Below are 15,519 nucleotides of genomic sequence, written 5' to 3'. Positions count from 1 at the left end.
GCCTGGCCCAATCCCCTCCGCCCCGGTGAAACGGCCCTGGTCAAAACAACCGTCGCGCCAGGTGAAACGGGATGCCTCACGGTCTTCAACCTCCGCGGCCAGACGATCGCCCGCCACACCCTCGGCCCCGGGACCCAGCAGACCAGCCTGGAAAGCCAGGGGCTCCCCGCCGGGATCTATCTCTATCAATTCCAGACCGGAACCTGCCGGGAGGTGAAAAAACTGGTCCTGCTCAAATAGGGGCGAAGGAACGGCAGAGCCGAGGGACGGTTAAGCGTTACGCGTTATGCGTTATGGGTTAAGCGTTACGGGTGATGCGTTACGGGTGATGAGACCTGTCCGCGAATCATACGAAAGCTCCGCCACCCCGCAGGATGTAACCAGAGGACTCCGATCCTCTGCATCCAAAGCAACGGGGGAGGAAGCGGAAGCCCCGCAAGCGTGGACCCCTGCTTTGGAAAGCTCTGGCTACAGGGTCCGCTTCACTTTTTGCAGGTCTCTGCGAGCCCTGTGGCAAAGCGGAATTTGCCACCCCGCCAAAACGCCACCCCGGCACCCCGTCACCACCCTTTTCCCTTTTGACCCATTTATTCGTGTAATTCGTAGACAGGTCCCATAACTCATAACCCGTAACGCATAACCCGTAACGCATAACGCATAACCATTCAGGCGTGGGTGGGTTCGAAAATTAATCGGGCAGGAAAATATCGACCCAATGCTCAAGGTGGTCGTCAGCCAGGGGAATGGTTTCCCCGGAGAGTTCCATTCCATCCAGGGTCATGCGCCGCACCCCCCGGTCGGAATGTTCCTGGGTGACTGTGATGTGATACATGGTCTCGCGATACCGGTAATGCAGCTTGAATCCATCCCAACCTTCAGGCAGGCAGGGGGAAACGCGCAGTTTGTCGATCTCCAGGCTCACGCCCAGGAGGGATTCCACGATCAGCCGGTACATCCAGGCAGCCGATCCGGTGTACCAGGTCCAGCCTCCGCGCCCGATGTGGGGTGCCACGGCATAGACATCCGCCGCCGCCGCGTAGGGCTCCACTTTGTAAACTTCAGTTTCCGCGGCGTTTCTCGCATGGTTGACCGGATTGATCAGCGTAAACAGCTCCCAGGCCTTTTGTCTGTCGCCCAGTTTCGCGAAGGCCATGATCGCCCAGATGGCGGCATGGGTGTATTGGCCTCCGTTCTCGCGGATCCCGGGGACATAGCCTTTGATGTATCCGGGGTTGAGGCCAGACGCGTCGAAAGGAGGGTCAAGCAACTGGATCAGGCCAAAATCACGCCGCACGAGGCGCTTTTCCAGGGCCTGCATGGCCATGACGGACCGGGCCTGATCTCCGACGCCCGATAGCACCGACCAGCTTTGGGCGATCGAATCGATCTGGCATTCGGGATTGGATGCCGAACCCAGCGGCGTGCCGTCGTCGAAATATGCACGGCGATACCACTGGCCGTCCCAGCCGCTCTCTTCAATGTGTTTGCTAAGTTCCCCGGCTTCGCTGAGGCAGCGGCTGGCGAAAGCTTCATCCCCGCGCAGCCGGGCCAGCTCGGCGAACTGGATCAGGATGAAATGCAGGAAAAATCCCAGCCAGACACTTTCACCCTGACCCTGCTCGCCCACCAGATTCATCCCGTCATTCCAATCCCCGGAACCGATCAGCGGCAAACCGTGCCGCCCATACCTGAAACTGGCCATCAGGGCCAGGACGCAGTGCTGGTAAAGGTTCGCGACCTGTTCAGAACGCCCCGGCAGGTCAAAATAGGAATCTTCGTCAGAATTGACCGGGCGGCCTTCCAGGAACCCGAGCGGTTCGTCCAGCACACCGGTATCCCCCGTGGCGAAAACATAGTGGCAGGTGACAAGGGGCAGCCACAGGCGGTCGTCGGAACAGTGGGTGCGAACACCCTGGCCTGTGGGCGGATGCCACCAGTGCTGGACATCCCCTTCCGGGAATTGCCGCGTGGCGCAAAGAAGCAACTGCCCGCGCGCGAGAAGCGGCCTGGCATGGATCAGCGCCATCACATCCTGCAACTGGTCGCGGAAACCGAAGGCGCCCCCGGATTGATAGGCGCCGGTGCGGGCCCACAAGCGGCAGGACAGGGTTTGATAGAGCAGCCAGCCATTGGCCAGCACATTCAAAGACTGGTCGGGAGTTTCCACGCTGATCGCGCCCAGGGTATGGTTCCAATGCTCCCACACCGCGTCCAGAGCTTCACGGGCAGCGATCGGACCCTGGAAGCGCCTGGCCAGAGAGCCGGCCTCGGCGGGATTTTGCCCCAAACCCAGCCTGAAAACGATCTCGCGCTCCTGTCCCGCTCCCAGTTCAAAATTCACCTGGATCGCGGCGCAGGGGTCCAGGGCGGCGCCAACTCTGCCGGAAAGGCGCGCGCGCGTCATGGCCGCCGGAGCGTCCAGCCTTCCGTTGCGCCCCAGAAATTCTGTCCGGTCGCAGGTTAATGAGCGCGAAATTTCATCTGTGTCAAAGAACGCGGTGCGGTTGGGGAAACTGGTGTTGTATGAGTTGCGGGCAAAGATGGCGCCGCTTTTGGGGTCGATCCCGGTGATGACCTGCATGGAGGTTTTTGCCCTCAGGTCGCCCAGCACCCATTCGACATAGCCGGTGGCGGAAAGCTTGCGGGAGCGGTCGGATCCGTTGCGTATTTTGAGCACGGCGAATTTGACATTGGCATCGCTGGCCACAAAGATCCACAGCTCAGTTTTGATGCCGCGTTCGGTATGCTCAAAGACGCTGTAGCCAAAGCCATGCCGGGTTACATACGGCGTGATCCCGCGGCGGGGGAGCGGAGTGGGAGACCAATAGTGCCCCCGCTCTTCGTCGCGGATGTAAAACGCCTCACCCCGTGAATCACCCAGGGGGTCATTTCCCCAGGGCGTCAGGCGGAACTCGTGGGAATTCTCGCACCAGGTGTAGGCAAGTCCGCTTTCCGAGACGACAGTCCCAAACAGCGGATTGGCGATCACATTCGCCCAGGGCGCGGGAGTGAGCTGCGCCTGGCTGGTGGTGATCACATACTCCCGGCCGTCGGGAGTGAATCCGCCCAGGCCGTTGAAGAACATCAGGTCATGGCGGGGAGCGGGCGGAACCGGCGGAGGGGCGGGCCGCGGGGCGCGGGTCAGGGCCAGGGCGGGAACTGTCAGTTCAGGCTGGATGCGGCCATTGATCTGATCGGACAGCGAGCCCTTGGTATCGGAAATAATGACCCGGGCAACCGTCTGGATCAGGATCCGGTCTTCTTCGGAAACCTGCTCCGCGGGCCGCACAAAAATACCCCCTGGTTGATCGGTCAAATTGGCGTCGATGCCTGAGGCGATCTGCCCCATGATCTCGTCGTGCAGAAGCTGTCTGTAGCCGCCATGGTCCTCGTTCCAGATCACCAGGTCCACAGCCAGGCCGTGTAAGCGCCAGTAGACGTGGGCCTGAATCATCTGGCGCACCAGATCGATATTGGCGGGATCTTCGATGCGCAGGAGGACGATCGGCAGATCCCCGGAAATGGCGTAGCCCCAGAGGCCGGATTGCCCGTGGCGGTTCATGATCAGAATACTCGCCTCGGCGCGCAGCGAAGCGTTGGCATAGATGATCGAGCTGGCCAGGCGGCAATAGAGTTGCGCGTCGGCTTCCGTTATATTGAATTGGCGCAGGAGCACATGCCCGTGGGTCCAGGCCAGATTGAAAACACGGTTGGCCAGCCGGCGGTCCTGGTATTTTCCCATCAGGGCCAGGGCTTCGTCACGGTTTTCGGCGACCCCGGTGACCATGTCCATCACCGCCACCTGGTCCGGCTCCAGGGTGATCCTGTAACAGATGGCAACGATCGGATCGAGCACGGAGCCTTCGCTGTTGGAGAGGAGCGCGTTGCCTTCTCCGGCCCCGCCAGCTTCCATGGCCGCCGGTTCGGCAATGGTGTTGCCCCGGCCGATGAAATTCCCGCGGTCCGTCTCATAGGAAACTTCCTCGATCTCCACGTTATACGCGGCCATCAGATGGAACATCCAGGGCTCTTTCTCGCTCTCGGAACGGGGGCGGCGGGTGCACAGGATGCCCCGTGAATGGCGGATGATCTCGGTCTGCACGAAGAGATTGCTGAACGCGGGATGCAGCGCGTCTGAGGCGGGGGTTGCCAACACGACTTCCGCGTAACTGGCCACGTCGATCGTTTTGCGCGCCCGGCCGCGGTTGGTGATGCGCACGCGGCGCAGTTCGATATCGTCCTCCGGCGAGACGGCGATTTCGGTATGGGTGTCCAAACCATTGTTCCGGCAGCGAAATTCGACCCTGCCTTCCAAAAATATCGCTTCATAATTCTTCGGGCGTTTGAGTGTGGGCTGATACGCCGTCGACCAATACTGCCCGCTTTCCACATCCCGGATAAAACAGAAGGTCCCCCAGTTGTCGCAGGTGCGGTCTTCCCGCCAGCGGGTCACATCGAGGTCTTTCCAGCGGCTGTAGCCTCCGCCGGCATTGGTCACCATCACATTGTATCTGCCGTTGGAAAGGAGCTGCAGTTCGGGATTGGGGGTGTCCGGATCCGTGAACACCCGGATCGGGGTCTCGGTGGGACTGGCAGCCAGATAGTTCTCCGCCAGCCTGGTTGTGCGCATGTAATAAGACTTAGCCCGGGGGATCCGCTCCTGCAGCAGCAGCAGGGTCGCCTGGAACAGGGTGTTTGCTTCGAAGCGTTTCTGCATCGGGCGGTCCAGCAGCAGATAGGCCAGAGACAGGAGGACCATGCCCTGATGATGGGCCATATAGGAGCGGATCAAGGCATGCGCCTGGCCCCGGGGCACCCGGGAGGGCGTGTAGTCTATCGCCTCGTAAAAGCCATACCGGGTTTCAAAGCCATGCGCGGAAAGGCGCTCCAGATTGGCGCAAGCTTCTTCGGGATCCACCATCAAAGCCAGGGCGGAAGCATAGGGCGCGATCACCAGGTCCTCCGCCAAACCTCGTTTCAGCCCCAAACCCGGCACGCCAAAGGCCCGGTATTGATAGTTCAGTTGCGCGTCTGTGGCGTTGTAGCCGCTTTCGGAAATGCCCCAGGGTACGGAGCGCCTTTTCCCATAATCGATCTGCCTGGCCACCACGGCCTTGTAGGTCTGGTCAAGCAGCGTATGCTCATAGGTTGGCATCACCAGCAGAGGCATCAGATATTCAAACATCGATCCGCTCCAGGAGAGCAGAATCGGCTCTCCGCCGGCGGTGGTGAGCAGGCGGCCCAGGGAAAACCAGCTCGCCTGGGGCAGTTTATCCTGGGCGATGGCCACAAAGCTGGCGAATCTGGCTTCCGAGGCCAGCAGGTCATAGTAGCCGGAATCCCGGCGTGATTCGCGGACGTTGTAGCCAATGGACAGCAGATGGCGGTCCGCGTCATAGAGAAAATCATATTCCAGGTCGGAAAGTGTTTCGCACAACAGGCCAAGTTCCCGGATGGCTGCCAGCCTGGCCCTGGCTTGTTGCCCGGCCGCGGTTTCCAGGGCCTGAAGCCCTTTCAGGGTGGGGATCTCGGCGGAACCCGCATCCCCCGCCTCCGCCAGGGGTTCAGGCGCCAGCAAATCCAGCTCTGCCAAAGCCTCCCGGCACCTTTCCGCGAAAGCGCGGGCCCACCAATTGGCCTGGCTCTCAGGGTCAGCATCGGCGGCCTCCATCCTTGCCACCACCTCTTCCGCGGACCGGCGCAGCTCTTCCAGGCCCTGCCTGGCGGCGGCAACGGTGGCGGGCGGGGAAATCGTGACGGATTCGATCTGCTGGCGCAGCGAAGAAAGCAGGGTGACGGCGTTCAGCTTGGGAGCCGCGGCAACCGATTCCGTCAAAACTTCCAGGGTGTCACGCAGGCCTTCATACAGGCGGGGCCCCAGGATCCTGTCATCTTCCAGCAGCAGCAGTCCCTGCCGCAGGATGATCAGGTTTCCGGTCAGGTTTCCGCTGTCCACCGATGAGATATACAGGGGCTCCAGAGGCAGAAGCGTCTGCGTGTCGTACCAATTGTAGAAATGCCCCCGGTATCGCTGCAAACCCTCCATGGTCCGCAGCGCCAGGGCCGTCCGGTCCAGAAGCTTTCCGGCGGAGATGAACCCAAAGTCATACGCGGAGAGATTTGCCAGCAGCGCCAGGCCCATGTTTGTGGGCGAGGTGCGATGCGCGATGGCCGCGGCGGGGTTATCCTGAACGTTATCCGGGGGCAGCCAGTTATCCCCGGGGCCCACGAAGGTTTCGAAGGAGGCCCAGGTTTTCCGCGCCAGTTTTCCCAGCCAGACCGTCTGATCCTCGGTGAGCCGGGCTTCACGCCGGACGAACGGGCGGCTGTACCACCAGACAATGGCCGGGGCGATTAACCACAGCGCCAGGATGGGCAAAGCCGGCGGCAGCGCCTCAGCCCGGTACAGCGCCAGACCGGCCAGCGCGGAGGCGGCCAGGGCAGGCGAGATCCACAGCTTGCGGAAGGAATCGGCCAGCCGGTCCCGGTCCTTGTCATCCGCGCCGCCGGAGGGATTCCATTCCAGGAGGTTCCTGCGCGAAAACAGCATCCGCCAGCCGGTGCGCAGCAAGGCATCCAGGCTGTACCAAGCTTCATGGGGCAGGCAGGCAAAATTGAACACGGCCTCGGAAAACCGGCGCCGGGTGGCGGCCAATTCGGCGGCCAGATGCTCCTTCAGAGTCACGTCCGCCGGTTTGCGCAGGGCGTTGATGGCTGCCGGGAGCAAAGCTGGCAGAAGCATGATCGCGACCACCGCCAGGGTCCAGCCCAGCGGTGAGGCCATCATCGTCCAGCCCATGAGCAGCATGAGGGTCAGCGCGGCGGCGCTCAGGCTGCGGCGCAGGTTGTCAAAGATCTTCCAGCGGGAGAGAAGCGAGAGTGGATTCTTTTGCAGCCGGCCATCATGCCCCGGAATCAGGGGCAGCGCCCATTGCCCGATCTGCCAGTCACCCCGGATCCAGCGATGGCGCCGGCTGACGTCCGCGAAATAGCGGGACGGGTATTCTTCATAGAGTTGCACATCGGTCAGGAGGCCGGACCGGGCGTAGCACCCTTCCAGAAGGTCGTGGCTCAGGATCCGGTTTTCCGGGAAACGGCCTCCCGTTGCCAGTTCGAACGCGTCCACGTCATAGATGCCCTTGCCGATGAACGAGCCTTCGCCGAACAGGTCCTGATACACATCGGATACCGTGCGCGTATAGGGATCGATGCCCGGCTCGCTGGTGCGCAGAGCGGCATAGCGTGAGCGGTTCGCACCGGGCATGCTGATCGCCACCCTGGGCTGCAGGATGCCATATCCTTCCACGACCCGCCGCCGCTGCTGATCGAACAGGGGCCGGTTCAGCGGATGCGCCATCACCCCGATGAATTGCCTGGCGGAATCCCGCGGCAATTGGGTGTCCGTATCCAGGGTGATGACATATTTCACGCCTGCCAGCAGCGCGGTGTCGCCCACCACCAGTGAGAAGCTGTCCCTCGCCCCGCCACGCAGAAAGGCGTTCAGGTCCGCGAGTTTGCCGCGTTTGCGTTCGTAGCCCATCCAGATCTTATCCCGGGGATTCCAGTTCCGCGGGCGGTGGAACAGAAAGAACACACTGCCCTGCTGGTCCTGATACTTGGCGTTCAGTTCCTCGATTCTCTCCCGGGCAAATTCCAACACCGCCTCGTCTTGCGGCAGGGTCTCATACCCGGCGTCGGCAAAATCCGTGAGCAGCCCGAAAAGGAGCTGGCCCTCCCGGTTTGCCAGGTAGCGGACTTCCAGGGCCGTGGCCAGGGATTCCACGTTTTCCAGGCTGGTGATCATGGTTGGGATCACCACCAGGCTGCGCGCCTCGGGGGGTATCCCCTTGGAATAGTCCATGCGCGGAAGGAGTTTGGGGGATGAAAGCAAGGTGGCCAGCCAATTTACCATGGCCAGGGCGAGATGGCTGGTGCTGAGCAGGGCCAGGGATCCGGCCGCCACCAAAGCCCAGCCCCGCAAGCCGCCGGAGAAGGCCGCCGCGGCCAGGAGGCCTGACAGGAGCAAGGTCAGAAGCGTGATGGAACCGGCATAGAGCAGCAGGGAAAAATGTTGATTTGCCTTGCGCAGGATGGCTCCCGGTGAAAAGCGGATCCTGGCCATGTGCTCCAGCCGGTACAAGCCTTTGTCGATCAGATAGTATCCCACATGCGCCCGGCGCCGGTCGCTGTCTTTGCTGTAGGAAGCCTTCCTGGCCAGGCGGACCGCGAAGCGCGCCACCTCGCTCTCGGTATGGCGGCTTTTTTTGGCGATCCTTTCCACCACATGGCGGTAGCTATCCCGCGAAGTGAAATCCATGCTGCCATAAATGCCGGCGGGGTCTTCGATCAGGATCTGCTCGACCCTGCTCATCGACTCGACGAATTTCTGCCAGTCCAGGGAGCCGAGCAGGCGCAGGCTGCCGATGCTGTTGCTCACGGATACCTGATTGGCCGCCTGCTGCTGGTTTTCAGCCCGCACCAATTGCTCGATGGTCAGTCCGGATTCCGACAGGCGCTGTTCGATCCAATGGAGCGGCAAGGCCAGGTTTGGCACATGCCCCTGCAGGCGGTAGGACATTGCCGCCACAAACGCGCTGCTCAGGTCCAGCTCCGATCTCGCCATGTCGGCGATGGTCAGGATCAGGTCGCTGGGATTTTTGGCGGCGGTTTCCATCATCTGGCCGGCCCAATACTCAGCCAGTTGCCGGTCGATCCTGTCCATAGCCATACTGGCCGCCACCCGGCGCAGGTTTTCCATCAACGCCAGGCGCAGCATGATCGGAATGGCCCAAAGTTCGCCCAATTTCAGGGGGGTCACGGATTGATAGGCAGCCACGAAGCTGCTCAGGTTTTCCGGGTCCACCCTTCCGTCGCCGTGGGAAATGGTTTCCAGCGCGATGTCATAAACTCTGGGCAAACCGGCCAGCGGGCCGTTCAGAAGATAGGGCAGCTCCCAATTGTAGCCTTTGGAAAAGTGCCGTTTGGCGATGCGGATCTGCCCTTCGATCAGATAGAAATTATCCAGCAGCCATTCCCCCGCCGGAGTTATCCTTTGCTCATCCTTCACATCCTCGGTCAGCAGGCCATGCACGTCCAGCAGGAGGCTTTCATTCTCCGCCAGGCGGGCCAGCAGGCTTCCCCGCGGGCGTCCCGTGGCCAGCTGGTGCTCCCTGGCGATGGTCTGGCCATGCAGCTTCATCTGGTCCGCGCTCAAAAGCTCCGAACGAAGGGGCAGCTCAACCGGCGCCTGCTTCAATTGGGACTGCCTTCTGCCCAATTTCGCCCACAACCGGGACAGATTGTGCCGCAGGTTCCTTATTCTGAGCGTCAGCATGGATCTGTCTCACCCCGGGGCCGGAGGGAGTGGCTCAAAGGAAGGGCGCGGGAGAAGGATCCGCTCCGGCTGGGGCCCCAAGTGCCAGTTCCGTTTTTAGGCGCGCTGGCCCAACCCGGCTTATCGGGTTCAGGGGGAGCTGAATTCCGGGGTGGTGAATGTAATTCATTATTCATTTACGATTTACCATCATAAAAATATTATAAGCCAAGCGCGCGACGATGTCAATACCTATCTGGCCGATCCGGGACGGGCGCGTCCGGGATCCAGCCTTTTCAGCCCCGCCAAGGCGCGGATCGCTGACAAACCCTGCCGCAGGCGGGGTGCAGGACAATAGGCCCGGGATTTATCCCGGGTAATCACGGAATCTAGGATGAATGTTTTAAATCTCCCCGCCCCCTCCCCAAACACAGGTCTGTGTTTGGGGAGGGGGCGGGGCTATGAAATGTATATGGATCAACCCTGAAATACGACGGCTAAAGCCGCCGCCTATTGTCCTACACCCCGCCTGCGGCAGGGTTTGCAGAGCTTTGGAAAGCTCTGGCTACAGGGTCCCGCTTCACATATTGAAGGGCTCTGCGAGCCCTGTGGCAAAGCGGAATTTGCCACCCCTCCACCCCGGGCTTTTCCGCGTTACTCCATTCATCCTCATCATCCTCTTTTCCCTGTAAATCTGCGTTCTCTTTTAATCTGCGAAATCCGCGTGCGACCGCTTTTCCCCCCTTTTATTCGTGTAATTCGAGTAATTCGTGGATAGGTCCCATAACGCATAACCCGTAGCCCGTAACGCCTAACCTCCAGATCCGGATGCCTTCTTTCCTCAGCTCGCCAATGTTTTGCGTTCGTAATCGCAAAATATCATAACATCCTGCGTTTTGAAACGCAAAAGATGAGGTTTTCCTTGACAAATTTCTGCCTTTCGGATTTCCTGCCGCCAAGAGGGAAGGAGAAGATTATGATACCGAGAACGATAGCTTCGCAGGTCAGAGCCCGGTTTTTCCGCGGCAAGGCGATAATCATCCTGGGGCCACGCCAGAGCGGCAAAACCACTCTCGTAAGATCCCTTCTGGCAGACTATCCGGACGAATTCATCACCTTCAATGGCGATGAGCCCGACATCCGCGAACTGTTTCAGGCCGCCACTTCCACCAAGCTTAAAGCGCTGATCGGAAACAAGCGCTTCGTTTTCATCGACGAAGCCCAAAGGATTCCCGAGATCGGCTTGTGCGTTAAGCTCATGGTGGATAACTACCCGGATATTCAGGTGATCGTGACCGGCTCTTCGGCCCTGGAACTGACTGGCAGGATCAGAGAGCCGTTGACCGGAAGGAAGTATGAGTTCTTTCTTTTTCCCCTGGCCTATCAGGAAATGCTGGATCTTCAGGGCAGAATCGAGGAGGATAGGTCTCTGCCCCACCGCCTGGTGCATGGTTATTATCCCGAGGTGGTTGTCTCTCCCGGCCAGGAGATCGAGATTCTCAAACTGCTGACGGACAGTTACTTGTTCAAAGACCTGTTCAATCTGGAGCAGATCAAAAAGCCGCCCCTCTTGGACAAGATCATCCGCGCCCTGGCCTTCCAGATTGGCAATGAGGTCTCCTACAACGAGATCGCCCAACTGGTGGGCGCGGACAACCAGACTGTGGAAAGATACATCGACCTGATGGAAAAAGCCTTCATCATCCACCGTTTGCCCGCCCTCAAACGCAACCTGCGCAACGAGATCAAACGCGGAGTGAAGGTCTATTTCTGGGATAATGGCATCCTGAACGCCGTGCTGGGCAATTTCAACGGGATAAACTCCCGCAGTGATGTGGGGCCCCTCTGGGAAAACTACGTGATCAGCGAACGGCGGAAATTCCTCGGCAACAACGCCATCCACGCCCGCAGCTACTTCTGGCGCACCACCGCGCAACAGGAGATCGACTATATCGAGGAACGCGACGCGGCCTTTTCCGCCTTTGAGATCAAATGGAATCCGGAGCGGAAGGTCATGTTCTCGCGCTCCTTCCTCGAGAACTATCCCCTCAGTCAAACCCTGGGCGTCAATCCCCGCACGCTGGGCGACTGGATCGGAGGATCCTGAGCCCTGGAACGAGTGCCGGTTAGGGGGATCAAACAGGCATGTTTTGCGTTCGTAATCGCAACATATCATAATAACCTGCGTTTTGAAACGCAAAAGATGGGGAATGGTTTGGAGTGATTTGGATTGGAAAAAAAGCGGCCGCCGGATCTGGCAAGCCGCCTTTTATGCTGAAGGAGAAATCTTTGATAACCGAAACCATGATATTTCTGGTCTCAGGGCCGGTCTCTGATGCGCATTTTCGCCTCCGTTAGGTAATGGATCAGGGATGAACAGGATCGGTTGGGATTTTTGGGATCATGGTCCACCAATTACACGAATGGACGCCACCCCGCAGGATGTAGCCAGAGGACTCCGACCTCTGCATCCAGGGCAACGGGGGAGGAAGCGGAATCCCCGCAAGCGGGGACCCCTGCTTTGGAAAGCTCTGGCTACAGGGTCCTGCCACCCCGCTAAAACGTTACAACGCTAAAACCTTAAAACCCCATCGCTCTTTTTCCGCGTTACCTCGTCACGCATAACGCATAACGCGTAACCCATCACATCTCCTGATTGAGCAGCTCATACCCGGTGACGCTGGGCAGGAGTCCGGCGTCGACGGCTCTCATGACGGAGCGGCAGGGCAGGTCGTGGAGTTCGATGTAGGCGCGGGAGATGGTGGCCAGGTCGATGGTGTCCGGATTTTCCCGGGCCAGGTTCCACATCATCCTGGTGAAGGCGTTGTACCAGTTTTGCAGGCGGTGGTCGTAGTTGCGCGCCAGGCCGTTGTGCAGGTTCGCGTAGACGCCCAGGTCGGCCTTGAAGCCATCCGAGGGTTTGAGGGCCTTGAGGTTTTTGGCGATGGCGGCGAAGCGCAGGTTTTGGCCGGTGGCGCGGGGCACGGTGTAGGGGCGGCAGATGATCCGGTTCAGGCGGGGATTGAAGTAGTAGACGAGGCCGTCGCAGGTGCCGCGGTAGGCCTGGATCATGTTTTTGAAATAGGCTCGCATTTTTTTCCTCCTTTGTTTATGTTTCCCGCAGATCCCGCAGATAAAAAGCGCGGATCCACGCAGATTTCAAAGATTACACAGATGAAAAAGATTTTACCGACGGATTCCACTGATTGAACGGATTGGACGGATAAAGAAAGGGTTCACGCAGATCCCGCAGATTCCGCAGATCAAAAGAGAATAAGGGTGATGGGGTGAAAGAGTGGGACAAGGCGCAGCTTACCCTTTTGCCCTTTTCCCCTTTTGCCCTTTTTGCCTCACGCAGATCCCGCGGATTCCGCAGATCAAAAGAGAATAAGGATCTTGAGGAAAAAGAGGATCGTGAGGATAAAGATTTTACCGACGGATTCCACGGATTGGACGGATAAAGAAAGGGTTCACGCAGATCCCGCAGATAAAAAGCGCAGATCTACGCAGAAATAATTCCAACACAGAGGCACTGAGGCACAGAGATTAGCAGGGTAAGAAAGAAAAATCCCCGGCATCACTTTCAAGATCCTGTGCATCCCCATTCCATTTCTCTATCCATCCGCGTGCCACTCTCTTTTCATTCTACATTCTACATTCTACATTCTACATCGTCATTCTTCATTGCCATCACATCCCCCTTCTATTTCCCTTTAAATCTGCGTGATCCGCGAAATCTGCGTGCCACTCTCTTTGCATTCTACATTCTACATTCTTCATTCTTCATTCCCCCGTCATTCTACATTCTACATTCTACATTCCCCCCTTGTCTCCCCCCGGCCGGGCAGGTTCTTGACGGGAAGCAAACCGGAAACATTCGGGCTGGGCAAGAGGGGCCTCCATATACATAGGGTTACCCTTGTTTTGGGTTACGAGTTACGGGTTAGGGGTTAAGAGTTTGTGGGGCAGGGGCTTGTGGTGTTTTTGAGGGAAAATAGGGAAGAGGCGGAGGAGAAACTTTTTTTGGAAAATCTGTTGTTTTTTTTCCACACAGAGGGACGGTTAGGCGTTAAGGGTTAAGCGTTACGCGTTACGGGTGATGGGGCCTGTCTGCGGATTGAACGGATGGGACGGATTGACGGATAAAGAGAGATACCGCAGATTTACGCAGATAAAAAGCGCAGATCTCGCAGATTTAAAAAAACGTGAACGGATGAATCGGGTGAAACAAAGGCCCGGGGCTGGTTTACGGTCCCGGGTTTCTTTTTGTCCACGAATAACACGAAGGCGCGGAACACCGCCACCACGTTAAAAACCAGCTGAAGCTGGTGGAACGGCCGACAGACCACCCCACGAATTCGCTTCGCTCCTCCGCGGGGACCCCGGAAGCCAGTGTTACGCCACCCCGCAACCCCGTCATTCTACATTATTCATTCTTCATTATTCATTGGCAAAGCCCTCCAACTTGAGGTCGCAATTTGCAACCTCAAGATAAGCGTCGGAACCTGAGTGGACACCCGGAAACAAATCCAGCTTGACAGATATTCCTTGCGAATCTAAACAGCAAAAACATCCAATTGGAGGATTTATGAAAAGCAAAAAGGAACAGCTTCAGGTCCAGGAGATCATCCTCTATCCTGTGGAAGAGGGAAAATACCAGATCGCCCTGAGCGCGGACAGCGAATCCATCTGGCTGAACCTCAATCAGATAGCTGAATTGTACCAGACCTCAATCCCCAACATCAGTATGCACATTCGCAACATACTGAAGGAAGGTGAGTTGAACGACTGGGCAACTGTCAAGTATTACTTAACAGTTCAAAGCGAACAGGGGCGTAACGTACGCAGGAACATAGCCTTTTACAGCTTGGATATGATTCTCTCCATCGGCTTCCGGGTCCGCTCCGAACGGGGTACCCAATTCCGGATCTGGGCCATCCAGCACCTCAGCGAATACCTCAAAAAGGGCTTTCTGCTCGATGACGAGCGCCTCAAGGGCAACAACCGGCTCACCGACTATTTCGACGAACTTCTGGCCCGCATCCGGGAAATCCGCGCCAGCGAAGCCAGGGCCTACCAGAGGGTCCGGGAGCTCTTTTCCCTCGCCGCGGATTACCGTCCTGGTAGCGAAGCGGCCAACCTCTTCTTCGCCACCATGCAGAACAAGATGCTCTTCGCCGCCACAGGCCACACTGCAGCGGAACTCGTTTCCCATCGGGCTGACTCCAGTGAACCCAACATGGGCCTCACCAGTTGGAAGGGCTCCCGGGTGCGCAAAGCCGACGTGGGTATTGCCAGGAACTACTTGCAGGCAGAAGAGATAGACATCCTGAACCTGATCGTCAACATGTGGCTGGACCGGGCCGAGTTCAAGCTGAGGCGTCGCCAGAAGATCCTGACCAAGTCATGGGAAACCAATCTGGACAAGTTTTTGCTGGATAACGAACTCCCCATCCTCTCCTCCCCGGGCAGGACCAGCCATGATAAAGCCCGCGCCCACGCTGAAAAGCAATACCAGGCCTACGACCAGATCCGCAGGGCCGAAACCGAGAAGGAAGCCGAAACAAAATATCTGGCCGACCTCACCAACTCCGCCAAAACAGTGGCTGCCCGCCGGAAAAAGAAATGAAAAAAGAAGCAAGGATGCCGTGTCAAAGACGATCGATGCGTTGATCAACAGCAGCGAATGTTTCAACAAGACTTCGCCCGGGATCCAGTCTTTTCAATGTCATCCCGGGCGTTGGGGTGCCTTACCCGGGATCCAGTATTTTCAGCCCCGGAGGGGCGATACAACCTAGCCCAGGGTGGTAACCCTGGGTAAGGAAGGATCACGCGTCCTATCACGGATTCCCCATCCCACCCTGTCCGTTACTCAATAAGAGCGACGGACAGGGTGGGGCGGGGCCTTGACAAATATTTGAAATCCTCATTCTATACCCCCAGGGTTGCATCCTGGGCTAAGTTGTTTCGCCACCTCCGGGGCTTACCCACTCAGTTTGGAAGAGAGCCTTTTCTTATCCAATCCACAATCTATATGTAGAGAAAAGCTGGTTTTCCTGGACATATGGCTTATCATATGAAGACCGTTGAATAATACAAACAAAGCCAGGTTTTTGTCATCCCGGGCGCCGGGGTCCTCGCCGCACAACTTGTTGGGTGGTGGGGTGGTTGACCCGGGATCCAGTTTTTTTGATTGTGAAAAGTGT

General features: G+C 58.2%; 5 protein-coding genes. 3 read left to right on the top strand and 2 right to left on the bottom strand.

What is annotated here, in order from left to right; translation table 11 throughout:
* Positions 1-240, top strand: a 240-nt coding sequence (locus K0B87_06980; protein ID MBW6514481.1) for a T9SS type A sorting domain-containing protein, incomplete at its 5' end; no start/stop codon positions are given.
* 448 nt (positions 241-688) lie between these two features.
* Here the strand turns inward: K0B87_06980 and K0B87_06975 are convergent.
* Positions 689-9,334: a cyclic beta 1-2 glucan synthetase gene (locus K0B87_06975; GenBank protein MBW6514480.1), complete on the bottom strand. Its 8,646-nt coding sequence runs from the start codon at positions 9,332-9,334 to the stop codon at positions 689-691.
* A 955-nt stretch (positions 9,335-10,289) separates the two neighbouring features.
* Between K0B87_06975 and K0B87_06970 the strand changes: the two genes are divergently transcribed.
* Positions 10,290-11,420: an ATP-binding protein gene (locus K0B87_06970; GenBank protein MBW6514479.1), complete on the top strand. Its 1,131-nt coding sequence runs from the start codon at positions 10,290-10,292 to the stop codon at positions 11,418-11,420.
* A 536-nt stretch (positions 11,421-11,956) separates the two neighbouring features.
* Here K0B87_06970 and K0B87_06965 read toward each other — a convergent pair.
* Positions 11,957-12,406 carry a hypothetical protein gene (locus K0B87_06965; GenBank protein ID MBW6514478.1) on the bottom strand — a complete coding sequence of 150 codons (450 nt, stop codon included), beginning with the start codon at positions 12,404-12,406 and terminating at the stop codon, positions 11,957-11,959.
* A 1,495-nt stretch (positions 12,407-13,901) separates the two neighbouring features.
* Here K0B87_06965 and K0B87_06960 point away from each other — a divergent pair.
* Positions 13,902-14,942 carry a virulence RhuM family protein gene (locus tag K0B87_06960; protein ID MBW6514477.1) on the top strand — a complete coding sequence of 347 codons (1,041 nt, stop codon included), beginning with the start codon at positions 13,902-13,904 and terminating at the stop codon, positions 14,940-14,942.
* Positions 14,943-15,519: the final 577 nt, after the last annotated feature.

The sequence above is a fragment of the Candidatus Syntrophosphaera sp. genome, from assembly GCA_019429425.1.
In the GTDB taxonomy this organism is placed as follows: Bacteria; Cloacimonadota; Cloacimonadia; order Cloacimonadales; family Cloacimonadaceae; genus Syntrophosphaera.
This window is presented reverse-complemented; position numbering and strand designations above follow the sequence as displayed.

Coding starts and splice junctions, on each gene's coding strand:
- K0B87_06975 (MBW6514480.1), bottom strand. CDS start 9,334: ATGCTGACGCTCAGAATAAGGAACCTGCGGCACAATCTGTCCCGGTTG.
- K0B87_06970 (MBW6514479.1), top strand. CDS start 10,290: ATGATACCGAGAACGATAGCTTCGCAGGTCAGAGCCCGGTTTTTCCGC.
- K0B87_06965 (MBW6514478.1), bottom strand. CDS start 12,406: ATGCGAGCCTATTTCAAAAACATGATCCAGGCCTACCGCGGCACCTGC.
- K0B87_06960 (MBW6514477.1), top strand. CDS start 13,902: ATGAAAAGCAAAAAGGAACAGCTTCAGGTCCAGGAGATCATCCTCTAT.